This is a genomic window from Rhodoferax sp. SPJ4 (assembly GCF_058216275.1).
In genome coordinates, this window is the sequence record NZ_JBYZMN010000001.1 from 999,367 (window position 1) to 1,021,827 (window position 22,461).

Here is a 22,461-nt window from a genome sequence, read left to right on the forward strand (position 1 = left end):
TCAGGAATGGGGGGATTCACCCAGGCGATTGTAGAGAGCGCCCCAGGCGGCCACCCAGGCCGCCAGTGCTTCGGTGGTGGACCCGGCGTGCGCGGGCAAGCCCAGCACCGCGGCGGCGGTGTTCAGGGCCGCGTGGATGGCGGGGGCGTCCCCAGTGGCCACCGCCGGTGCGCCATGCTGCTTGGAGAGCTTTTCGCCATCGGCGCCGCGCACCAGCGGGGTGTGCAGATAGGTCGGTGTGGCCAGGCCGAGCGCGCGCTGCAGCAGGATCTGGCGGGCGGTGTTGTCGGTCAGGTCGTCGCCCCGCACCACATGGGTCACGCCCTGCGCCGCGTCGTCCACCACCACCGCGAGCTGGTAGGCCCACAGGCCGTCGGCGCGCTTGAGCACGAAGTCGCCCACCGCCGCCTCGACGTTCTGGCTCAGAGCGCCCAGGCGCCGGTCGGTCCAGTGCACCGATGTGGCGTCGGTGCGCAGCCGCCAGGCCCGGGCGGGTCGGCCCTGCAGGCCAGTGCGGCAGGTGCCGGGGTAGACGGTGTCAGCGTGGCGGTCGGGGGCCAGGCCGCGCGCGACCCAGGCCAGTTCGATCTCGCGCCGGGTGCAGGCGCAGGGGTAGGCCAGGCCACGGGCCACCAGATCGTCCAGCGCCGCCTGGTAGAACGCGCCGCGCTGTGATTGCCAGGTGGGCGGCGCGTCGGGGTGCAGGCCCAGCGCAGCGAGTTGGGCCAGGATGGTGTGGTCGGCGCCTGGCACACAGCGGGGTGTGTCCACGTCTTCCAGCCGCACCAGCCAGCGCCCGCCATGGGCCCGCGCGTCCAGCCAGCTGGCCAGCGCCGCCACCAAGGAGCCGGCATGCAGCGGGCCGGTGGGCGAGGGGGCGAAACGGCCGGTGTAGGTGAGCCCACCCATGGCTTGGCTCAGAGCGGGTGGTGGAACCACGCCGCAGCGCCGGCGACCGTGGTGGGGGTCCGTTGTTTTTCCGCCGGGCCGCCCCAAGGAAAAATGCGGCCCCCTCGGGGGGCAGGAAGCGACACGCAGTGCGAGACCGTGGGGGTCACAGCGCTGCGAGTGCCAGTTCCAGGCCGGACACGAACGCGTCCTCGACCCGGTGGCCCAGACACCAGTCGCCGGCCACACCCAGGTGGGCTTTGGCGTCCCACAAATGGGTTTTGCCCAGCGGCTTGACGGTTTGGGCGTAGCGCCAGCGGTGCACCACCGCGTGCTGCGGTTCGGCGCGGATGCCGGTCACTTCGGCAAAGGCCTTCAGCAGCTTGCCCTGCACCCGCGGTGCGTCGTCTTCCAGGTGCTCCAGCGACCAGGCGGCACTGGCCTGCACCGTCCAGCGTTCCACGCCACCGCGGCCGGGCTTGGACGACTCGCGGGCCAGCCAGGCGATGCGGTGGTGGGTGCTGCGGGCGGCGTTCCATTGCGGGCCCAGGTGGGGCAGGTTGGGCTGCACCGCCTGGGGGAAGGCCAGCATCAAGGTCCAGCAGGGCGCCACCTCCACCTTGGCCATGGCGTCTACCAGCTTGGGTGCGAGCTGCGAGCGGGCCAGCAGGTCCTGCGCCTGCACGCTGGGCAGGGCCAGCAGCACCGCATCAAAGCCGGCCAGCACCTGGGGCGCGGCACCACTGCTTTCGCAGCGCAGCTGCCAGCGTTTGGGGCTCAGGCTGTCGGCCTCAATGGCGATGACCTTGGTGTCCAGCCGCACGCCTTGCTCGGCCTGCAGCGGCTCACCCCAGCGGCGCACCAGCGCGTTCATGCCGGGCACCGGCACCCAATGCGGTTCGCGGTTGGGCAGGCCGGCGGCGGCCACCCGGCCAAAGGTGTCCAGCACCCGCACGGTGCTGGCGCTCCAGGCTTTGCACAGGCCGGGCGTGGTGGCCATGGCCTGGGCGAAGCGGTCGTCGCGCACGGTGAAGTACTGGCTGCCATGGTCGAAGCCGCCGAAGTCGCTGCGGCGGGTGGCCATGCGGCCGCCGAGGCCGGCACTTTTCTCCAGCAGCGTGACGCGGTGGCCGGCCTGGACCAGGGTGCGGGCGCAGGCCACGCCGGCCATGCCACCGCCGATGACGGCGTAGTGGCGTTGCGAAGGGGCGGGGCGGCGGGCTGCGGTGGAGGGGGTCATGGAGGGGATTCGAGGTGAGAGGCGTTCACTGTACACGCTGTGCCTGGAGCGCCCTCAGAACGCGTGCTGGCGTTCCAGCAACGCGGTGCGGGTGGCCGGGCGTTCGAGCTGCGCCAGCCACCAGGCCAGTGCGCGGCCGGTGCCGCTGGCGTGGGTCGCGCGCCAGGCGTAGCTGACCCGGGCCTGGCGGTTGGGCCGGGCCACAGCCTTGGCCACCAGCCGGCCGCTGTCGATGTAGGGCCGGGCCAGAAACTCGGGCAGAAAGCCGGCGCCCAGGCCACGCAGCTGGGCTTCCAGCTTGGCCTGCATGTCGGCCACGGTGAACACGTCCTGGCCGCCCAGCAGGCCCACGGTGAGGCCGCCGCCGCGCTGCACCGAGTCGGCCACCGCCACCGCCCGGTGCGCGCGCAGCACCGCGTCGCTCAGCGGCTCGGCGGCCTGGGCCAGCGGGTGGTGGGGCGCCACCGCGAACACAAAGCGCACCGCGCCCAACGCCTGGTGCTGCAGGCCGGTGTGGGTGCCGGGCTCCAGCACCACACCGATGGCCAGGTCGGCCTGGCCCGAGGTCAGGGCCTCCAGCGTGCCGGAGAGGGTTTCATCGCGCAGCCGCACCCGGGTCGGCGGCTGCAGCGCAAAAAAGGCCTCGCACAGCTCCATCACCGTGGTGCGCGAGACGATGCTGTCGAGCGCCAGCGTCAGCTGCGGCTCCCAGCCGGTGGCCACCCGCTTGACCCGGTTGGCCACCGCGTCGATGTCCAGCAGCAGCCGGCCACCCTCGCGCAGCAACTCCTGACCGGCCTCGGTGAGTCTGGCCTGGCGCGAGCTGCGGTCAAACAGCAGCACGTCCAGCGCGTCCTCGATCTGGCGCACCCGGTAGGTCAGCGCGCTGGGCACCATGCCGGCCTCGCGGGCGGCGGCGGCAAAGCTGCCGGCCTGGGCAATCCGTTGCAGCATGGCCAGCGCATCGGGGGTCAAAACATCACGGGCAGTGGTCATGGCCGGGGTTATCGTTGAAATTATTTGAATGATGCCATCAATCCAGATGCACTTCCAGCACCGCATCGCACCCTAAAGTTCAGTCATCGCAGGTTCACACCATCCCAGGAGGCCCACCATGCTCACCCTTCGCAAATCCCAAGACCGCGGCCAGGCCGACCATGGCTGGCTGCAGTCCTTTCACAGCTTCTCGTTCGCCGGCTACCACGACCCCGCCCACATGGGCTGGGGCAACCTGCGGGTGATCAACGAAGACCGCATCGCCCCCGGCACCGGCTTTGGCGCCCACGGCCACCGCGACATGGAAATCATCAGCTATGTGCTGAGCGGCGAGCTGGCCCACAAGGACAGCCTGGGCAACGGCGGCGGCCAGGGGGCCGACGGCGTGATCCGCCCCGGTGACGTGCAGCGCATGAGCGCCGGCCGTGGCGTGCGGCACAGCGAGTTCAACCACGCGCTGCGGGACACCACCCACTTTTTGCAGATCTGGATCGAGCCCGACCAGGTGGGCATTGACCCCGGCTACGAGCAAAAGGCCTTCGCCGAGGCCGACAAGCGCGGCCGGCTGGCCCTGGTGGCCGCCCCGGGCGGTGCCGACGGTGCGGTGACGATTCATGCCAACGCCCGGCTGTATGCCGGCCTGTTCGACGGCAGCGAGACCGCCACGCTGGCGCTGGACCCGACCCGCAAGGCCTATGTGCACCTGGTGCGCGGGGCGCTGACCGTCAATGGCCAGCCGCTGCAGGCCGGCGACGCGCTGCGGCTGGCGGGTGAGTCGCAGCTGCACCTGAGCGGCGGCCAGGACGCCGAGGTGCTGGTGTTCGACCTCGCCGCCTGACCTCTTTATTTCTTTCCACTTTTTTTCAGGAGATTGCCATGACCACGACCACCACTTCACAAAACACCCTGGCCCTGGCGGGCCGTGCCCTGCTGGCCGCGCTGTTCCTGCCGGCTGGCATCGGCAAGCTGACCGGCTTTGCCGGCACCGTGGGCTACATTGGCTCGGTGGGCCTGCCGCTGCCCGAACTGGGCGCGGTGCTGGCCATTGCCGCCGAGGTGCTGGGCGGCCTGGCGCTGCTGCTGGGCCTGGGCACGCGTGCCGCGGCCCTGGTGCTGGCGGTCTTCACCGCCGCGGCCAGCGTGTTCTTCCATGCCTACTGGGCCGCGCCGGCCGAGCAGGCCTTCATGCAGCAGCTGCTGTTCTTCAAGAACGTCGCGGTGGTCGGTGGCCTGCTGACCGTGGCCGCCTGGGGTGCCGGGGCTTTCAGCCTGGACGCCCGCCGCAACGCCTGATCGCTTACCCTCATCCCAACCACGACACCCAGGAGCTTTTCCATGACCAAGATCGCTGTTGTTTTCCATTCCGGCTACGGCCACACGCTGCGCATGGCCCAATCGGTGGCCGATGGCGCCGGTGCCACGCTGGTGCCCATTGACGCCGAGGGCAACCTGCCCGAGGGTGGCTGGGACACGCTCAACGCGGCCGACGCCATCGTGATGGGCTCGCCCACCTACATGGGCACCGTGAGCTGGCAGTTCAAGAAATTCGCCGACGCCACCAGCAAGCCTTGGTTCACCCAGGCCTGGAAAGACAAGGTCTTTGCCGGCTTCACCAACAGCGCCACGATGAATGGCGACAAGCTGTCCACGCTGCACTACCTGTTCACCCTGGCCATGCAGCACAGCGGCATCTGGGTGGGCACCGGCATGATGCCCAGCAACAGCAAGGCGGCCAAGCGCGACGACATCAACTACGTTGGCTCGTTCTCCGGTGCGATGGCCCAGTCGCCGTCCGACAGCAGCCCGGCCGAAATGCCGGCCGGCGACCTGGAAACCGCGCGCCTGTTCGGCCAGCGGGTGGCCGCTGTCACCGCCCAGTTCCGCGGCTGAAGCGCCATGGGCCTGACGGTTCTCCACGGTCATGCCAAGGACCTGGGCGACGGCTTCACCGTGCGCCGTCTGCTGCCCGACGCCCAGCGCCGGGCGGTTGGGCCCTTTGTGTTCTTTGACCACTTCGGGCCGGTCACACTGGACCCCGGTGTGACCCACGATGTGCGGCCACACCCCCACATCGGTCTGGCCACCTTCACCTATTTGTTTGACGGCGCCATCATGCACCGCGACAGCCTGGGCACCGAGCAGCTGATCACCCCGGGTGCCATCAACTGGATGACCGCTGGCCGCGGCATCGTGCACTCCGAGCGCCGCCCCGAGGCGCTGCGCGACAGCACCCAGGTCAACCATGGCCTGCAGCTGTGGCTGGCCTTGCCGGCCGCGCTGGAGGCCTGCGAGCCGGCCTTCCAGCATGTGGCGGCCACCGACATTCCTGTGCATCGCGTGGGCGATGTCCAGGTGCGGGTGCTGGTGGGCCAGGCCTTTGGCCTGACCTCGCCGGTGCGGGCTGCTTCGCCCACGCTGGCGCTGGACATCCAGCTGGCCGCTGGCGCGTCGCTGACGCTGCCGGCGCTGGTGGCCGAGATGGCGCTGCTGCCGATTGACGGCGCGCTCGCTGTGGACGGCGAGGCGGTGGCGGCCAGCGCGCTGGCCTTGCTGCCACCCGGTCAGGCGGTGACGCTCACTGCGATGGAGGCGGTACGGGTGGTGGTGCTGGGCGGCGAGGCGCTCGACGGGCCACGCCACCTGTGGTGGAACTTTGTCGCCAGCCGCGCCGAGCGGGTGGCCGAGGCGGCGGCCGACTGGCAGGCCCAGCGCATGGGCCAGATCGCCGGCGAGACCGAGTTCATCCCCTTGCCGACGCAAAAACTGCCGACCTGAGCGGGCAGGGCGGCAGCTCAGGCCTTGGCTGCCGCCAGCCGCTCGTCCAGCGCCTCGCGTTCGTCGAACACAAAGCAGCGGCCGCTGTAGTGGCTGCCATCGGTTTGCTCGAAGTACTTGAGGATGCCGCCTTCGAGCTGGTAGACCGCGGGAAGGCCGGCCTCGCGCATCAGCAGCGCGGCTTTTTCGCAGCGGATGCCGCCGGTGCAAAAGCTCACCACTGTGCGGCCCTGCAGCTCGGCCTGGTGGGCGTCGAGCGCGGCCGGGAAATCGCTGAACTTGGCCAGCCGCCAGTCCACTGCCGCGTCAAACGTGCCGCAGTCCACCTCGAAGGCGTTGCGGGTGTCCAGCATCACCACCGGCTGGCCGGCGTCGTCATGGCCCTGGTCCAGCCAGCGTTTCAGCGTGGGCGCGTCCACCGCCGGGGCCCGGCCACTGGCCGGCTGGATGGCGGGGTGGTTCATGCGGATGATCTCGCGCTTGACCTTGACCCGCATCTTGCGAAAGGGCTGGCGCTCTGACCAGCTTTCCTTGGGCGCCAGGTCGGCAAAGCGGGCGTCGGCCTGCAGGGCCTTCACAAAACCGCGCACCGCCTCGGTGGCGCCGGCCAGAAACAGGTTGATGCCTTCCTCGGCCAGCAGCACCGTGCCCTTGAGGTCGGCGGCGTCGGCCCGGTCCTGCAGCCGCTCGCGCAGCGCCTCGGTGTCGGCAATCGGGACGAATTTGTAGGCGGAGATGTTGAGGATGGCGTTCACAGCACTGATTTTAGAAAGCTCTGGCTTCAGGCCCTGGCGGACGGCCCGGCTTTCTACAATGGTTCGATGTTTGTTCACCTCCGCCTGCACACCGAGTTCTCCGTCGTTGACGGCACCAACCGCATCGACGAGGTGGTGGCCGCCGCCGCCGCCGACCGGCAGCCGGCGCTGGCCATCACCGACCTGAACAACCTGTTTGGTGCGGTCAAGTTCTACAAAGCGGCGCGCAGCGCCGGCGTCAAGCCGCTGATCGGTGCCGAGATTTTTGTCGAAGGCCTGGGCAAGGACGGCGCGGCGCTGTCGCGCATGGTGGTGCTGGTGCAAAACCAGCAGGGCTACCTCAACCTGTCGGAAATGCTGGCCCGGGCCTGGACCCAGAACCCGGTCAAGGCCCAGGGCGCGGTCAAGCTGGCCTGGCTGCAGGAGCTGGCCGAGGGCCTGCTGCTGTTGAGCGGCGCCCAGGCCGGTGCGGTGGGCCAGGCCCTGGTGCAGGGCGACGACGCCCGCGCCAGCGAGCTGGCGCTGCAGCTGGCGGCGCTGTTCCCGCACCGCTTCTACATCGAGTTGCAGCGGGCCGGCCGGCCCGACGACGAGGCCCATGTGGTGGCCGCGGTGCAGCTGGCGGCCCGGCTGGGCCTGCCGGTGGTGGCCACCCACCCAGTGCAGTTCACCGGCCCCGACGACCACGAGGCCCACGAGGCCCGGGTGTGTATTGCCGAAGGCGAGATCCTGGGCAACCAGCGCCGGGTGCGGCGCTTCACCCGCGAGCAGTATTTCAAGCCGGCCGCCGAGATGGCGGCGCTGTTTGCCGATGTGCCCTCGGCAGTGGCCAACACGCTGGAGATTGCCCGCCGCTGCAACCTCACGCTGACGCTGGGCAAGCCCATGCTGCCCGACTTTCCCACCCCCGAGGTCGATGGCCGCAAGCTCACGCCGGAAGAGTATTTCCGCCACGCCTCGCATGAGGGCCTGGAGGAGCGGCTGCTGCACCTCTACCCCGACGCGGCCCAGCGCGAGGCCCAGCGGCCACGCTACCTGGAGCGGCTGGAGTTCGAGATCGCCACCATCCTGAAGATGGGTTTCCCGGGCTACTTCTTGATCGTGGGTGACTTCATCAACTGGGCCAAGAACAACCGCTGCCCGGTAGGCCCGGGCCGCGGTTCGGGCGCCGGCTCGCTGGTGGCCTATGCGCTGAAGATCACCGACCTCGACCCGCTGGAATACAAGCTGCTGTTCGAGCGCTTTTTGAACCCGGAGCGGGTGTCCATGCCCGACTTCGACATCGACTTCTGCCAGGGCAACCGCGACCGCGTCATCGACTACGTGAAGCAGAAGTACGGCAAGGAGGCGGTCAGCCAGATCGTCACCTTCGGCACCATGGCCGCGCGCGCCGCCATCCGCGACGTGGGCCGGGTGCTGGACATGAGCTACACCTTTTGCGACGGCATCAGCAAGCTCATCCCCAACAAGCCGGGCCAGCACATCACCATCGAGGGCGCGCTCAAGGTCGAGCCGCTGCTGGCCGAGCGGCTGGAGAAGGAAGAAGACGTCAAGACCCTGCTGGCGCTGGCGCAAAAGCTCGAGGGCCTGACCCGCAACGTGGGCATGCACGCCGGCGGCGTGCTGATCGCGCCCGGCAAGCTGACCGATTTCTGCCCGCTGTACCAGCAGCCCGGCAGCGACTCGGCGGTGAGCCAGTACGACAAGGACGACGTGGAGGCCATCGGCCTGGTGAAGTTCGACTTCTTGGGCCTGGCCACGCTGACGATTCTGGAGATCGCCAAGGACTTCATCCGCGCCCGCCACAGCGGCCAGCAGGATTTTGCTTTCGAGAACCTGCCGCTGAACGACCCGCACACCTACAAGCTGTTTGCCGACGGCAAGACCGAGGCGGTGTTCCAGTTTGAAAGCCGCGGCATGCAGGGCATGCTGCGCGACGCCAAGCCCACCCGGCTCGAAGACCTGATCGCCCTGAACGCGCTGTACCGCCCGGGGCCCATGGACCTGATCCCCAGCTTTGTGGCGCGCAAACACGGCCGCGAGCCGGTGGAGTACCCGCACCCGCTGGTGGCCGACATGCTCAGCGAGACCTACGGCATCATGGTCTACCAGGAGCAGGTGATGCAGACCGCGCAGATCCTGGGCGGCTATTCGCTCGGTGGCGCGGATTTGCTGCGTCGCGCCATGGGCAAGAAGAAGGCCGAGGAGATGGCCCAGCACCGCGAAATCTTCCGCGCCGGTGCGTCCAAAAACGGCATTGAGCAGGACAAGGCCGACGAAATCTTCGATTTGATGGAGAAGTTCGCCGGCTACGGCTTCAACAAGTCGCACGCCGCCGCCTACTCGCTGCTGGCCTACCACACGGCCTGGCTCAAGGTGCACTACACCGCCGAGTTCTTCTGCGCCAACATGACGGTGGAAATGGACAACACCGACAAGCTCAAGGTGTTGTTCGAGGACGCCATCAAGATGGGCATGGCCTTCGAGCCGCCCGACGTCAACCGCGGCGCCTACCGCTTCGAGCCGGTGTCAGACAAGGTCATCCGCTACGGCCTGGGGGCGGTCAAGGGCACGGGCCAGCAGGCCATCGACGCCATCGTGGCCGCGCGCAGCGAGGGCGGGCCCTTCAGCAGCCTGTTCGATTTCTGTGTGCGGGTCGACCGCAGCAAGCTCAACAAGCGCACGGTCGAGGCCTTGATCAAGGCCGGCGCTTTCGATGCCTTGCAGCTCAACCGCGCGGCCCTGCTGGCCTCGGTGGACCGGGCCTTTGATTTCGCCATTGCCGCGGCCGCCAACGTCAACCAGGGCGGCCTGTTCGACCTGGTGGACTCGCACGCCGCCAGCACCGCTGAGCCCGAGCTGGTGGCCGCCATGCCCTGGGGTGTGAAAGAGCGACTGACGTATGAGAAAACCGCCGTGGGTTTCTACCTGTCGGGCCATTTGTTCGACGAGGTGGCGCGCGAGGTGCGGCAGTTTGCCAAGCGCGCCATCGACGACCTGATCGACACCCGCGAGCCGCAGCTGCTGGCCGGCATCGTGAGCGATTTCCGGGTCATCAACGGCCAGCGTGGCAAGCTGGCGCTGTTCAAGCTGGACGACAAATCCGGTGTCATCGAGGCGGCGGCCGACGAGGCGGTGTTCAACGCCCACCGTGGCCTGCTGAAAGACGACGAACTGGTCATCATCCAGGGCAAGCTGCAGCCCGACCGCTTCTCTGGCGGCTTCCGCCTCAACGTGGCCCAGGTCTGGGACCTGGCCAGCGCCCGCTGCCGCTTCGGCAAGTTCCTTCGGGTGGCGGTGAACGGCAAGGCGCCCGACATTCCCCGCCTGCTGCGCGATTTCCCGGCCCGCCGCGAGGCCACCGAGCATGGCGAGCTGGTGCGTGGCCTGACGGTGCGGCTGGCGGTGCGCCGCGAGGCGGTGGCGGCCGAGATCCAGCTCGGCGAGGAGGCCCGCTTCTTTCCCAGCGACGCCGCGTTGGCCAGCTGGACCGCCCAGGCCGACCAGGGGCAGGCGGCGGTGGTGTACGACTAGGAGGGCCGGTCTGCGTCGACAGAGCGGTGGGTGTGAAACTCTTTCAGCAACTGCCGAAACTCGGTGACGGTGGTGGCCTGTAGGGGGCCGGTGGGCACCTGAATGTCACGCAAAAGCCTTCGGGTCTGCGCCATCAGGTGGTCGGCCAGCAGCCTTGCCAGCAGCAGGCCCACCACCAGACAGAGAATGCCCCACAGTGCCAAACGCAGCATCTTGGCCTTCAACGGTGCCAGGAACACCGTGTCGGACACGCCAATGCCCAGGTGCCACTGGCCGTCGAAGATGGGCGCGATGGCCGCTGTGCCGGTGATGCCATCGACCGTGGTGTTCTCGAACGTGTCCTGCTCCCCGCGGCGCACAGCCGCGAGGAATTTCGGTGAGGCTGGTTTGCCGATGAAATGCGCGGCGGCGGCGGTGCGGGTCACGATGTTGCCGGCCGTATCGGTGATGCCCGCCACCCGCCCTGGGCCCAGATTCAGCTCGTTCAGCAGTTTCTCGAACACTTCCACGCTGACGATGGCTCGGATGACGTGGGTCACGCGGCCGCCCTGGAACACCGGGGCCGACACCGCCACCACCGTGGGCGCGGTCGGCGTGGCGGCGAAGAAGGCCCCCGACACTGCCGGCTGGCCGGTCTCGAACACCCGGTGCACCGAGGCCAGTTGACTCACTGGGATGGTCGGGCTCCCATAGGGCAATGCCGTCAGGAACAGCATGCGGTCGTTGCGGTCTATCAGGGTGATGGACCGGATCGCCGGTTCATGCTGGGTGACCTCCTTGGCCTGCTCGTAGGCGGCCTGCAAATCGTTGGTGGAGAATTCGGGGCCATCGGTCAGGGTCCGCAGCACCGAGAGTTGTTTGCGGATTTTGAGATCGACCAGGCTGGCGGCATCGCGGGTTCTGTGACGCAGGTCATCCCGCATCAGCCGTTGCTGTTCCTGTTCCAGGTCGAGCAGCGCATAGGCGGAAAAACCGGCAATGGGCACGGCCACCACCAGCACCAGCAGGTACAGCCACACGCGCAGCGAGGTCGCCCGGGTGGTCAGCACCGAGCTTTCGCCCATCAGCGCCGCGCGCAGACCGAGTTTGAGGACAGTGATCATGCGAGCTGGCTCCAGTCGGTGTTGAGCGGCGTGTCGGTGGCGCCTGATCTGGTCGGTCCGGCGATGGGCAGGGACGGTGGCGCCCTCCACACACGCCCGAGTTCGGGTGCGCCGGTCGACGCGGCGGCTGCCATCGGGCCGGTGCCGGCCACGGCCCGCAGCGCAGCGAACGCCGCCACCCGGTTGCGCCCCTGGTGCTTGGCGTCATAGAGCGCAGTGTCAGCCTGTTGCAGCAGCGCGTCCAGGTCCTGGGTGGTCTGGGTCAGCGGGGCCATGCCGATCGACACGGTGACAGGCACACGCAGGTCGGACGCCGTGGTGAGCGTCATGCCCTCCACCGCGGCACGCAGGTGTTCGGCCACCACTGCTGCGGCCTCCAGCGACGTGTCCGGCATCAGCACGGCAAACTCCTCGCCGCCCAGCCGGGCAAAGATGTCGGTGCTGCGCAGCCGTTGTTGGCAGGTCTGGCTGAATTGCTGCAGTGCCCTGTCGCCGACGTCGTGACCATGCCTGTCGTTGATGCGTTTAAAGTGGTCGATGTCCAGCATCAGCAGCACCAGCGGCTGAGGCATGCGTTGCACACGACGCAGTTCGCGCTGGGCCAGTTCGCGGAAATGGCGGCGGTTGCACACACCGGTGAGTTCGTCGGTGTAGGCGGCTTGGGTCATCTGATGAGCAATCGTTTTCGCCTGCGTCAGCTGGGCGGCGCGGAAGACCACCCAAAAGCCCAAGGTGATGGCTGCCAGCAGCATCAGTGCAACGACCAGCAGGGCCAGCGCCCAGGCCCAGGGCTGCGCATGCAGGGTCTGCGCGGCCAGCATCTCGGGCGTCAGCTGAAACAGCAGGTAAACCCTGGCGTCGCTCTGCGTGCCCGCGCCGGGCGCCAAGCCGGTGGCCTGCGATGGCAGCGGGTCCACCACCTGGTAGTTGAACAGGCCTTTGGCGGTGTGCACCACCCCTGCCGGTGCGTCGGCCATGCGCGCCCATTCCTCCGGGTAGGCCTGGGAAAAACTCGGGCCGGCAGTTCCTTCCAACGCCTGGCCAAATTCCCGCGTGGCGTCGGGGTGGCTGACCCATTGCCCCTCCTGCGTGACCACCATGGGGAGGCCTTGCTGGCCGCCGCTGGGCAGGCGGGCCAGGCTGGTGCGCAGCAGCTCGGCCAGCAGGTTCATCACCAGGACGCCGGCCTGCTCACCTCCAGGGCTGAAGACCGGTGCGGCCACGCGCAGCACCGGCTTGATCGGCACCTCGACCCGCCCCCGCTCGCGGTTGAGGTCGATGGACGAGAGGTACATGTCCCCGCGGTGCAGCCGCATCGCGGCGGCGAAAAACGGCTCGGCGGCTTTGTTCTGCAGCGCGGTGGCGGGCACCGCGGCCGTGCCGCCCTCGTTGTGGTCGACCCTGACCCGCTCCTGCCCCTGCGCGTCGATCAGGCTGATCTTGCCGTAGCGCTGATAGCCCCTGGCGGTGGTGAAAAAGCGGTTCTGCAGGTGTTGCAGATGGGCCGCGGTGGGATGGGACAGGTAATTCTGCAGCGCAGTCGAGTCGAGCAGCACACCCAGGTCGGCCTGCGCGCCAGCGATCTCACGCTCGAGCTGGGCCGAGGCTGCCGCCAGGTGGGAACGCTGGTGCTCCATCAGCATGCTGCGCTGCCGGGCATTGAATTGCTGCTCCAGCGGCCAAGCCAGCAGCACCACGAGGGCCAGCAAGGCCGCGAACATCTGCAGCGTCAGACGGGCCCAGCGCCGGGTGTCTATGGAGAGGGGAACGGTCGGTGGTGCCATGGGATCAGGGGCGCCAAAGGTCAACCCGTTGCCCTTGTTATCGGCTGGGTGGGAGGGTGTCCTGATGGCGGGAAGTGGGGCCAGGCCGCGGGCACTGTGACGCAAGTCACGAACGCCGATGGTTTTTCCACCATGAAAAAACCCTCCGGATGGAGGGTTTGGGGAGGAGGCGCTGAGGGGCAGGCGAGGCCGGGTGGCGCCTGCCTTCCCGGGACTCAGAAGTCCTTGGGCCGGAAGGTCAGTTGCAGCAGCGGTGGCACCTTGCCGTCGCCGTCGGTATCGGGCGGGAAGCGGTCGGTCTTGTCGATGGCTTTGAGCACCGCGTCGTCCCAGGCCGGCACACCGCTGGAGCGGGTCAGGCGGCGGCTGACGACGCTGCCGTCGGGCGCGGTGCGCACCTCGACCTCGGCCTGCGGGTTGCCGGGCAGGTTGTCCGGAAACACGATCTTGGGCCGCAGCAGCGCACGGATCTTGGCGCCGTAGCCGGCCGAGGGGCCGGACGACTGCAGCGCCGAGCCCACTGCGGTGGGGCCACCGGAGGCGCCGGCCAGGCCGGCCATGCGCTGCAGGTTGGCGGCGCGCTCGGCCGCCCGTTCGGCGGCCTTGATGGCCTCCTGGCGGGCTTTTTCCTTGGCCTCGGCTTCCTGGCGCTGGCGTTCTTTTTCAATCGCTTCCAGGCGTTTTTTCTCCTCGCGCTCGAGCCGCTCCTGTTCCTTCTTCTCCTGCTCGACGCGCTTCTTCTCGGCCAGCTCGACCTTTTTTTGCTCCTCGCGCTCGAGTTTTTCCAGGCGCTTGCGCTCCTTCTCGATGGCGATCTGCGGGTCGGGCGCGACCGGTTCGGGCTTGGCGGCCACCGGTTGCGGCACCGGCTTGGGCTGGGGCTGCGGTGGCGGAGGAGGGGGCGGCGGTGGCGGCTCCACCAATTTGGGCGCGGCTTCCTGAACCACGTTGGACCACAGCTCGGCCTCGACCGCGATGGTCTGCGGTTGGGTCTTCCAGTGAACGCCCCAGGTCAGCGCCGCCAGCAGCAAGGCGTGGGCAATCAGCGCCAGCAAATAGCTGCGCGGGGTGCGGTGTTCAGCCGGCGGGAAAAAATCGAAGCGGTCAGCGACAGCGGCAGCGGACATGCAGCGGCCTTATTTGCTCAGCTTGACCGACAGGCCCACGCGCTGGATGCCGGCGCGCTGCAAGGTGTCCATGACCTTGACCACGTTCTCGTACTTCACCCCGCGGTCGGCGCTGATGACCACCGGCGTGGCCGGGTTGCCGCCCTGGGCGCTGCGCACCGAGGCTGCGATGTCGGCCGCGCCCAGCGAGGTCGACTTCTCCTTGATGCGCATCTCCAGGGACTCGTCCTTGTTGATGATGATCTGGATGACGGTGTCGGGCTGCTTGTTGGCCTTGCCCACGCTGGGCAGGTCAATCAGGCTGGGCGTGATTAGCGGCGCGGTGACCATGAAGATGATCAACAGCACCAGCATCACGTCGATGAAGGGCACCATGTTGATTTCACTGACGGCGCGTCTTCCACGGCCTCGGGATGCGACTGCGGGCATGGCTATCGTCCTTGGGTGAGGGTCAGTGCGCCAACGGTGCCTGCTGGCCGCCGAGGTTGCGGTGCAGGATGTTGGAGAACTCTTCCATGAAGGTCTCCAGCGCGTTGGAGACGCGGTCGACATCGTGCGAGAAGCGGTTGTAGGCCACCACCGCGGGGATGGCGGCGAACAGGCCGATGGCGGTGGCCACCAGGGCTTCGGCAATGCCGGGTGCCACGGCCGACAGCGTCACCGATTCCAGCGCGGCCAGGCCGGTGAAGGCGTGCATGATCCCCCACACCGTGCCGAACAGGCCGACGTAAGGCGACACCGAACCCACCGTGGCGAGGAAGGGCAGGCTGGTTTCGGCCACATCCATCTCGCGCTGGTAGCTGGCGCGCATGGCGCGGCGGGCGCCTTCGAGCAGTGCCGAGGCGTCGGTGATGCGGCGCTCACGCAGCTTTTGGTACTCGCGCATGCCGCTGGCAAAAATGCGTTCCATCGGGCTGGCGTCGCGGCCGGCCTGGGCGGCGGCGGTGAACAAATCGTTGAGGCTGGTGCCCGACCAGAAATTGCGCTCGAAATCGGCGTTGCGGGCGCGGATGCGCTTGAGCGAAAACACCTTGGTGAAAATGGCCGCCCAGCTGGCGATGGACACCACCGCCAGCAACAGCATGACGGCCTGCACCACCCAGCTGGCGTGGACGATCAGGGTGATGATGGACATGTCTTGGTTCATTGCAACGCTTCCAAAATGATGCTCGGTATTCTTGCTGGCCGCAGGGTGGCCGCGTCGACCCACCCAATGCGGATGCGGCCTTCACTCACCATTATCGCATCGCCCTGCTCCGGATTCAGGAGCGCGCGCTGGGCAATCACCAGCGAGGCGCGGCCTTTCTCCACCAGCTCGGCGCTGACACTCAGGCGGTCGTCCAGCCGGGCTGGGTGCAGGTAGCGCACCGTGGTGTCGCTGACCACAAACATGCCGCCGGTCTGCTCGCGCAGCCGCTGCTGCTCCAGGCCCAGCGAGCGCAGCCACTCGGTGCGGGCGCGCTCGAAAAACTTCAGGTAGTTGGCGTAGAAGACGATGCCACCGGCATCGGTGTCTTCCCAATACACCCGGACTGGGAACTCAAACGCCATGGCCTGTCCCCGGGGTAAGTGGCCCCTGGTCCAGCAAGGCACGCAGGCGCTCCACTGCGGTTTGCAGCTGGTCCATCGCGCTGGCGGTGGAGAAGCGGATGAAGTGGCCGGTGTCGGCCTGGCCGAAATCACGCCCCGGGGCCACCGCCACCTGGGCCCGTTCCAGCAGCGCAAAGGCCAGTTCCCAGCTGTCGGCCACGCCCAGGCGGGCGCAGATGGCCCGGCAGTCGGCCCAGGCGTAGAAGGCGCCGTCGGGCACCACCGGCACGTCCAGGCCCAGCGACTGCAGGGCCGGGATGAAGAAGTCGCGTCGGGCCTTGAACTCGGCGCGGCGGCGCTCGTACTCGGCCAGGCTGGCGGGCTCGAAGCAGGCCAGGGCCGCGTGCTGGGACACGGTGCTGGGGCAGATGAACAGGTTTTGCGCGAGCCGCTCGATCACCGGCACCAACACCTCGGGCACCACCAGCCAGCCCAGCCGCCAGCCGGTCATGTTGAAGTACTTGCTGAAGCTGTTGATGCTGATGACCTGGTCGTCGATGGCCAGCGCAGTCTGGCCGAAGCGTGGGTCGTGGCTCAGGCCCAGGTAGATCTCGTCGATCAGGGTCACGCCGCCGCGCTGGCCCACCGCCTGGTGGATGCGGCGCAGCTCGTCAGGCTCGATGGAGGTGCCGGTGGGGTTGGACGGCGAGGCCAGCAGCACGCCGCGGGTGCGGCCCGGCGTCCAGTGCTCGGCCACCAGGTCGGCGCTGAGCTGGAAGCGCTGGGCTGCGCCCACCGGCAGCAGCTTGGCCTGACCTTCGGCGGCACTGACGAACTGGCGGTTGCAGGGGTAGCTGGGGTCGGGCATCAGCACCTCGTCGCCAGCCTCGATCAAGGCCAGGCAGGCCAGCTGCAGCGCGGCCGAGGCGCCGGCGGTGACGACGATGCGGCTGGCCGGCACCGCCACGCCGAAGCGGCTGCGGTACCAGTCGCTGATGCGTTCGCGCAACGGCCCCAGGCCGGTGGCGTCGGTGTAGCGGGTGCGGCCGTCGCGCACGGCCCGGATGGCAGCCTCCTGCACCAAGGGCGGGGCCGAGAAATCGGGCTCGCCCATGTTCAGGTGAATCATCGGCCGGCCCTGGCCCCCGGCCTGGGCCGACAGCGCGGCCGCCGCCTTGGCCACTTCCATCACATAGAAGGGCTGGACGCGCTGGGCCCGCGCGGAAATCCTCATCGCTGGGGCTCGGCCGCCACCTCGGCGCTGCGCAGGCGGGGGGCCAGCTTGTTCAGCACGCCGTTGACGTACTTGTGGCCGTCGGTGCCACCGAATTCCTTGGCCAGCTCGATGCACTCGTTGAGCACGGCGCGCCAGGGCACGTCCAGGCAATGCTGCAGCTCGTAGGCGCCCATCCACATCACCGCGTGTTCGATGGGCGAGATCTCGGCCAGCGTGCGGTCGAGCAGCGGCACGATCAAGGCGTCCAGCGCCTCGGCCTGCTCAATGCAGCCGTGCAGCAGGGCGTCGTAATGGGCCGAGTCGGCCTTGTGGAAGCCGGCCAGGTCGCGGGTGAAGGTGTCGATGTCGCTGGCGGCGTTGCGGCCCACCAGGAACTGGTACAGGCCCTGCAGCGCAAACTCGCGGGCCCGGCTGCGGGCCGGTTTGGCCGAGGCCTTGCGCGCGCCGGTGCTGGTCAGCCCGGTGCGTTTCTGGGCCGGCGGGCGCGGCGGGGTGGGGGAAGAGGGGGTGTCGGTCATGCAAGCTCGGTCAGCAAATTGGCCATCTCCACCGCCACCCGGGCCGCGTCGCGGCCCTTGTCGGTCTGGCGGGCGATGGCCTGGGGCAGGTCTTCGGTGGTGAGGATGGCATTGGCCACCGGCAGCTGGTAGTCGAGTGACACGCGGCTGACGCCGGCGCCGGACTCGTTGGCCACCAGCTCGAAATGGTAGGTTTCGCCGCGGATGATGCAGCCCAGCGCGATCAGCGCGTCAAAGCGGTTCTGTTCGGCCATGGCCTGCAGCGCCACCGGCACCTCCAGCGCACCAGGCACCCGCACATGGACGATGTGTTTGTCGCTCACGCCCAGCGCCAGCAGCTCGGCCTTGCAGGCCTCGGCCAGCGCGTTGGTGATGCCTTCGTTGAAGCGGGCCTGGACGATGCCCACCCAGAGTTTGCTGCCGTCGGTGCGGTCAGCCGTGCCTTTGTCTGCGCCAAACATGGGGTTTCCTGGTTTCAGTGGCTGAGGTAGCCGGTGATTTCGAGGCCGTAGCCAGCCATGCTGGGCATGCGCCGCGGGTTGCCCAGCAGCGTCATGCGCTGCACGCCGCAGTCGCGCAGGATTTGCGCGCCCACGCCATAGGTGCGCAAATCCACCCGGCCGCGCTCGGGCGCCTGGCTGGCGCGGGCGGTGCCGGCAAACTGGGCCAGCAGCTGCTCGGTGGACTCGCCGCAGTTCAGCAGCACGGCCACGCCCTTGCCCTCCTGGGCGATGCGTTGCAGGCTGGCGTCCAGGCTCCAGGAGTGCATGGGCCGGCCGACCTCCAGCGCGTCGAACACCGACATCGGCTCGTGCACCCGCACCACCACCGCGTCGCTGGGGGCCCATTCGCCCTTGACCAGAGCCAGGTGCACCGAGTTGCTGGCCTTGTCGGTGAAGGCGTGGGCGGTGAAGTCACCAAAGGCGGTGTGGACGGGCCGGCTGCCCACTTTTTCCACCAGGGTTTCGTTGCGGCTGCGGTGCTGGATCAAATCGGCGATGGTGCCGATTTTCAGGCCATGCTCGGCGGCAAAGACCTGCAGGTCGGGCAGCCGGGCCATGGTGCCGTCGTCCTTCATGATCTCGCAGATCACCGCCGACGGTGCGCAGCCAGCCATGGCGGCCAGGTCGCAGCCGGCCTCGGTGTGGCCGGCGCGCATCAGCACGCCGCCGTCCACCGCCTGCAGCGGGAAGATGTGGCCGGGCTGCACCAGATCGCTGGCCAGGGCCTGCGGCGCCACCGCGGCCTGCACGGTGCGGGCCCGGTCGGCGGCCGAGATGCCGGTGGTCACGCCTTCGGCGGCCTCGATGGAGACGGTGAAGGCCGTGCCCATCTTCGTGCCGTTGCGCGCCACCATGGGCGGCAGCTTCAGCAGCTCGCAACGCTCGCGGGTCAGCGTCAGACAGATCAGGCCGCGTCCGAAGCGGGCCATGAAGTTGATGGCTTCGGGCGTGACATGCTCGGCGGCCAGCACCAGGTCGCCTTCGTTCTCGCGGTCTTCTTCATCGACCAGGATCACCATGCGGCCGGCCTTCATGTCGGCCACGATCTCTTCCACCGGCGAGATGCCGGTCAGGGTGGGGGTGTTCATTTCAAATCCTTGAGCATGCGTTCGACGTAGCGTGCGATCAGGTCAATCTCGAGGTTGACCTGGCTGCCCGCCTTCAATTCGCCCAGCGCGGTGTTTTCCACCGTGTGGGGAATCAGGTTGATGCTGACCTCGGTGCCCTGGGCACTGTCGGCGATACGGTTGACGGTGAGGCTGACGCCGTTGACGGTGATGGAGCCCTTGTAGGCCAGGTACTTGCCCAGCGCGGTGGGCGCCAGGATGCGGAGTTCCCAGCTCTCGCCCAGCGGCGCGAAAAAGGCCACCTGGCCGATGCCGTCCACATGGCCGGAGACGATGTGGCCACCCAGCCGGTCGTGGGCGCGCAGGGCTTTTTCGAGGTTGATGCGGGCGGTCTGGGCCAGGCCGGTGGTTTTGTCCAGCGACTCGGCCGAGATGTCCACGGTGAACTGCGATTGCGGCAGGTCCAGCGAGGTGACCGTCATGCAGGCGCCGTTGAGCGCGATGCTGTCGCCCAGGCCGACGTCGTCCAGGTAACCCGCCGGTGTGACGATGGTCAGGCGTTTGCCGTGTTGTGAAGAGCTTCCAAGGTCGTGGACGGCGGCGATGCGCCCCACGCCGGTGATGATTCCGGTGAACATGCGGCATTTTCGCAGGGAATCCGGCCCCTGGCCGGGGGGAGGCCCTAAAAAGCCTGGCGCCCAGCCACCCGGGCCAGCACCCGCAGGTCGCTGCCCACGGTTTCGACCGAGTGGAAAACCAGCGGCAAGGCGCCGTCCAACGTGTTCAAGGCGGGCAGGGCGGCCAGGCCCAGGCCGGGGCCCAGCAGCTTGGGCGCCAGGTAGACCAGCAACTCGTCCACCAGCCCGGCCTTGAGCAGCGAGCCATTGAGTTTGTGGCCGGCTTCCACATGCAGTTCATTGACCTCGCGCGCCGCCAGGTCGCGCAGCAGGGCGGCCAGGTCGACCTTGTCGTTGGCACCCGGCCGGTAGACCACAGTGGCACCTCGGGCCTCCAGCGCCTGCTGGCGGGCCGCGTCGGGCACGGCGGCGTAAATCAGCACCCGGCGTGCCGGGCCGAACAGCCGGGCGTCGGGCGGGGTTTCCAGCCGGCTGTCGACCATCACCAGGTCGGGCTGGCGCGGTGTGGGGTGCAGCCGCACATCGAGCAAGGGGTTGTCTTCCAGCACCGTGCCCACACCGGTCAGCACCGCGCAGGCCCGGGCCCGCCAGGCATGGCCGTCGGCGCGCGCCGGCTCGGCGGTGATCCACTGGCTGACGCCGTTGGCCAGCGCGGTGGTGCCGTCCAGCGAGGCTGCCAACTTCATCCGCACCCAGGGCAGGCCGCGCACCATGCGCGAGAAAAACCCGATGTTCAGTTCGCGGGCCTCGGCCGCGCCCGGGCCCACTTCCACCGCGATGCCAGCGGCTTGCAATCGCGCCAGGCCCTGGCCGGCCACCAGCGGATTGGGGTCGGCCATCGCCGCCACCACCCGGGCCACGCCAGCGGCCACCACCGCGTCGCAGCAGGGTGGGGTGCGGCCGTGGTGGGCGCAGGGCTCCAGCGTCACGTACAGCGTCGCGCCCCGTGGGCTGTGACCTTGGGTCGCGGCGTCGCGCAAGGCCATGATTTCGGCATGGGCCTCGCCCCGACGCTGGGTGTGGCCACGGCCCAGCACCTGGCCATCGGCCCCCACCAGCAGCGCGCCCACGGCCGGGTTGGGCGGGCACAAAAGACGCGCCTGACAGGCCTGTTCCAAGGCCTCGGCCATGGCCCAGGGCAGGGCGTTGTCGGTGCCGCTCATTGGCGCGGGCCGTGGTTTGGCGCGGCACCGCCTGTCGATCCCGATGGACCGCTGACGCGGGCGCTGCTTGCGTGAAGGGCGGGCATTTTTCTAGGCTTTGGCAATGGGTACAAAGGCATCTTTCCGGGCGACAAGGCAACCGCTGCGCGGATTCTCGCTGATCGAGGTGATGGTGGCCATCGCACTGCTGGCCCTCGGCCTGCTGGCCATGGGCAGCCTGCAACTGGCCAGCCAGCGCAGCAACCAGCTGTCGGCCCATGCCTCTGCCGCCACCACGCTGGCCCGGGACTTTGGTGAACTGGTGCGGGCCAACCCCGGGGCCGCTGGCATGGTGAGCAATCCCTATCTGTTCGACTCCGACGACCCGGCGAGCTACGTCGGCCTGCCGGCGGTGGATTGCCGGGTCACGGCCTGCAACGGCGCGCAGATGGCGGCGCTGCAGGTGGCGGACTGGGTGGCCCGGGTGAAAGCGCAGCTGCCGGCGGGCCGGGCCGTGACCTGCCATGACGCCAGCCCGCGAGAGGCCGATGGCCAGGCCCGCTGGGCCTGCGACGGCGGCGGCGAGGGGCTGGCCATCAAGCTCGGCTGGACCGACCGGCGTGACCTGGAGGAGCGTGGCGGGCTGGCGCTGACGGCGTTGGCCGCGCGGCCGCAGCTGGTGCTGGTCGGTGTCATGGGGGCGGCCGAGTGACGGCGCGGCAGGCCGGGCTGACCCTGGTGGAGCTGCTGGTGGCGGTGGTGGTGGCCAGCACCACCGTCATTGCCGCCATGTCGCTGTACCTCGGAGTAGGCCGCAGCCGCGACACCCAGGAGGCCATGGTCCAGCTGCAGGACAGTGGGCGTTTTCTCACCGAGGTCCTGACCAAGAGCCTGCAGCAGGCCGGCTACCAGAATTACCAATGGACGCCCGACCCGCTGAAGCAAAGCCTGGTTCGCGAGGGTCTGGCCGCTGGGTCCATCGACGGCGAGCCCGACCTGCGTGGCCACAACAACTCGGCCACCGGGAGCGACCTGGACCATGGCCAGCATGACCGCGCCAGCAACCGTGTCAACCACAGCGACACCCTGGTGGTGCGCTTTCAGGGCGCCAGCAACGCCATGGGTGCCGATGGCAGCATGGTGGACTGTCTGGGCCGCCCGCAGGCCGCCACCACGGTGGCAAACGACCGGGCTTACAGCGTGTTCGATGTGCGCCGGACTTCCGCCACCAGCGAGCCCGAGTTGCGCTGCAAGTACCAAACCAGCGCCGGTGGTTTCGCCAGCGAGGTGATGGTGCGTGGGGTGGAGGTCTTACAACTGCTGTACGGCACCGACACCAACGGCGACACGGTGGCCGACCAGTGGCTGACGGCCCAGCAGGTCGACGCGCTTCACCCCAACCCGGTGCTGGCCTGGTCGGCGGTGCGTGTGGTGCGGGTGGGTCTGGTGCTGCGTTCGCCCCAGCGTGTGGCGGTGGCCGACACCACCGCCACCCACCAGCCGCTGGGCGGGCTGTTCACGCTGGCCGCGGCGACCGACCCGGGCGCCACATTCAGCGTGGGCAACGACGGCCGCTTGCGGCGCGTGGTGACCTTCACCGTCAGCCTGCGCAACCCGTTGTGAC

Annotated in this window: 23 protein-coding genes; 7 read left to right on the top strand and 16 right to left on the bottom strand. The window is 68.7% G+C overall.

All coding sequences use genetic code 11. The features are described from left to right. The 3 genes from gluQRS to AC4BAR_RS04975 form a co-directional block, all read right to left on the bottom strand. The gene (gluQRS, locus tag AC4BAR_RS04965) at positions 1-909 is read right to left on the bottom strand and encodes a tRNA glutamyl-Q(34) synthetase GluQRS (protein WP_490626692.1); all 909 of its coding nucleotides are present in this window, start codon (positions 907-909) and stop codon (positions 1-3) included. A 145-nt stretch (positions 910-1,054) separates the two neighbouring features. Next, positions 1,055-2,128 carry an NAD(P)/FAD-dependent oxidoreductase gene (locus AC4BAR_RS04970; protein WP_490626693.1) on the bottom strand — a complete coding sequence of 358 codons (1,074 nt, stop codon included), beginning with the start codon at positions 2,126-2,128 and terminating at the stop codon, positions 1,055-1,057. A gap of 54 nt (positions 2,129-2,182) precedes the next feature. Continuing rightward, the gene (locus tag AC4BAR_RS04975; protein ID WP_490626694.1) at positions 2,183-3,124 is read right to left on the bottom strand and encodes a LysR family transcriptional regulator; all 942 of its coding nucleotides are present in this window, start codon (positions 3,122-3,124) and stop codon (positions 2,183-2,185) included. A 118-nt stretch (positions 3,125-3,242) separates the two neighbouring features. Between AC4BAR_RS04975 and AC4BAR_RS04980 the strand changes: the two genes are divergently transcribed. Genes AC4BAR_RS04980 through AC4BAR_RS04995 form a run of 4 tightly spaced genes read left to right on the top strand, consistent with a single transcriptional unit; the run spans position 3,243 to position 5,899 of the window. Continuing rightward, positions 3,243-3,962 carry a pirin family protein gene (locus AC4BAR_RS04980; protein WP_490626695.1) on the top strand — a complete coding sequence of 240 codons (720 nt, stop codon included), beginning with the start codon at positions 3,243-3,245 and terminating at the stop codon, positions 3,960-3,962. Between the two features lie 38 nt (positions 3,963-4,000). Then, entirely contained in the window at positions 4,001-4,417 is a 417-nt protein-coding gene (locus AC4BAR_RS04985) for a DoxX family protein (protein WP_490626696.1), read from the top strand. Positions 4,418-4,459: 42 nt separating this feature from the next. Beyond that, on the top strand, positions 4,460-5,014 hold the full coding sequence (locus AC4BAR_RS04990; RefSeq protein WP_490626697.1) for a flavodoxin family protein: 555 nt from the start codon (positions 4,460-4,462) through the stop codon (positions 5,012-5,014). 6 nt (positions 5,015-5,020) lie between these two features. Further along, the gene (locus AC4BAR_RS04995) at positions 5,021-5,899 is read left to right on the top strand and encodes a pirin family protein (protein WP_490626698.1); all 879 of its coding nucleotides are present in this window, start codon (positions 5,021-5,023) and stop codon (positions 5,897-5,899) included. Between the two features lie 17 nt (positions 5,900-5,916). Here AC4BAR_RS04995 and AC4BAR_RS05000 read toward each other — a convergent pair whose 3' ends face one another. Next, the gene (locus tag AC4BAR_RS05000; RefSeq protein WP_490626699.1) at positions 5,917-6,654 is read right to left on the bottom strand and encodes a sulfurtransferase; all 738 of its coding nucleotides are present in this window, start codon (positions 6,652-6,654) and stop codon (positions 5,917-5,919) included. Positions 6,655-6,720: 66 nt separating this feature from the next. Here AC4BAR_RS05000 and dnaE point away from each other — a divergent pair, with 66 nt between their 5' ends. Beyond that, positions 6,721-10,188 (top strand): DNA polymerase III subunit alpha, encoded by a 3,468-nt coding sequence (gene dnaE, locus AC4BAR_RS05005; protein WP_490626700.1) that lies wholly within the window; start codon positions 6,721-6,723, stop codon positions 10,186-10,188. Here dnaE and AC4BAR_RS05010 read toward each other — a convergent pair. The 12 genes from AC4BAR_RS05010 to ribD form a co-directional block, all read right to left on the bottom strand. After that, entirely contained in the window at positions 10,185-11,291 is a 1,107-nt protein-coding gene (locus tag AC4BAR_RS05010) for a cache domain-containing protein (protein ID WP_490626701.1), read from the bottom strand. The genes dnaE and AC4BAR_RS05010 overlap by 4 nt on opposite strands. After that, a complete protein-coding gene (locus AC4BAR_RS05015) occupies positions 11,288-13,075 on the bottom strand; it encodes a diguanylate cyclase (RefSeq protein WP_490626702.1) in 1,788 nt (595 codons plus the stop codon). The genes AC4BAR_RS05010 and AC4BAR_RS05015 overlap by 4 nt, the downstream gene beginning before the upstream one ends. Positions 13,076-13,290: 215 nt before the next feature. Continuing rightward, the gene (tolA, locus tag AC4BAR_RS05020) at positions 13,291-14,202 is read right to left on the bottom strand and encodes a cell envelope integrity protein TolA (protein ID WP_490626703.1); all 912 of its coding nucleotides are present in this window, start codon (positions 14,200-14,202) and stop codon (positions 13,291-13,293) included. A 9-nt stretch (positions 14,203-14,211) separates the two neighbouring features. Then, positions 14,212-14,631: a protein TolR gene (tolR, locus tag AC4BAR_RS05025; protein ID WP_490626704.1), complete on the bottom strand. Its 420-nt coding sequence runs from the start codon at positions 14,629-14,631 to the stop codon at positions 14,212-14,214. A gap of 22 nt (positions 14,632-14,653) precedes the next feature. Then, entirely contained in the window at positions 14,654-15,349 is a 696-nt protein-coding gene (gene tolQ / locus AC4BAR_RS05030) for a protein TolQ (RefSeq protein WP_490626705.1), read from the bottom strand. Next, the gene (gene ybgC / locus AC4BAR_RS05035; protein WP_490626706.1) at positions 15,346-15,753 is read right to left on the bottom strand and encodes a tol-pal system-associated acyl-CoA thioesterase; all 408 of its coding nucleotides are present in this window, start codon (positions 15,751-15,753) and stop codon (positions 15,346-15,348) included. The genes tolQ and ybgC overlap by 4 nt, the downstream gene beginning before the upstream one ends. Further along, a complete protein-coding gene (locus AC4BAR_RS05040; RefSeq protein WP_490626707.1) occupies positions 15,743-16,966 on the bottom strand; it encodes a pyridoxal phosphate-dependent aminotransferase in 1,224 nt (407 codons plus the stop codon). Before AC4BAR_RS05040 ends, ybgC begins: the two co-directional genes overlap by 11 nt. Then, the gene (nusB, locus tag AC4BAR_RS05045) at positions 16,963-17,487 is read right to left on the bottom strand and encodes a transcription antitermination factor NusB (protein WP_490626708.1); all 525 of its coding nucleotides are present in this window, start codon (positions 17,485-17,487) and stop codon (positions 16,963-16,965) included. Before nusB ends, AC4BAR_RS05040 begins: the two co-directional genes overlap by 4 nt. Beyond that, complete coding sequence (ribH, locus tag AC4BAR_RS05050; protein WP_490626709.1) at positions 17,484-17,948, bottom strand: 6,7-dimethyl-8-ribityllumazine synthase; 465 nt, start codon at positions 17,946-17,948, stop codon at positions 17,484-17,486. The genes nusB and ribH overlap by 4 nt, the downstream gene beginning before the upstream one ends. Positions 17,949-17,962: 14 nt before the next feature. Beyond that, the gene (gene ribBA, locus AC4BAR_RS05055; protein ID WP_490626710.1) at positions 17,963-19,078 is read right to left on the bottom strand and encodes a bifunctional 3,4-dihydroxy-2-butanone-4-phosphate synthase/GTP cyclohydrolase II; all 1,116 of its coding nucleotides are present in this window, start codon (positions 19,076-19,078) and stop codon (positions 17,963-17,965) included. Further along, a complete protein-coding gene (locus tag AC4BAR_RS05060) occupies positions 19,075-19,695 on the bottom strand; it encodes a riboflavin synthase (protein WP_490626711.1) in 621 nt (206 codons plus the stop codon). Before AC4BAR_RS05060 ends, ribBA begins: the two co-directional genes overlap by 4 nt. Before the next feature lie 44 nt (positions 19,696-19,739). After that, the gene (ribD, locus tag AC4BAR_RS05065; protein WP_490626712.1) at positions 19,740-20,858 is read right to left on the bottom strand and encodes a bifunctional diaminohydroxyphosphoribosylaminopyrimidine deaminase/5-amino-6-(5-phosphoribosylamino)uracil reductase RibD; all 1,119 of its coding nucleotides are present in this window, start codon (positions 20,856-20,858) and stop codon (positions 19,740-19,742) included. Between the two features lie 103 nt (positions 20,859-20,961). Between ribD and pilV the strand changes: the two genes are divergently transcribed. Further along, positions 20,962-21,549 (top strand): type IV pilus modification protein PilV, encoded by a 588-nt coding sequence (pilV, locus tag AC4BAR_RS05070; protein ID WP_490626713.1) that lies wholly within the window; start codon positions 20,962-20,964, stop codon positions 21,547-21,549. Continuing rightward, positions 21,546-22,460: a PilW family protein gene (locus AC4BAR_RS05075; RefSeq protein WP_490626714.1), complete on the top strand. Its 915-nt coding sequence runs from the start codon at positions 21,546-21,548 to the stop codon at positions 22,458-22,460. The genes pilV and AC4BAR_RS05075 overlap by 4 nt, the downstream gene beginning before the upstream one ends. The last annotated feature ends 1 nt before the right edge of the window (position 22,461 follow it).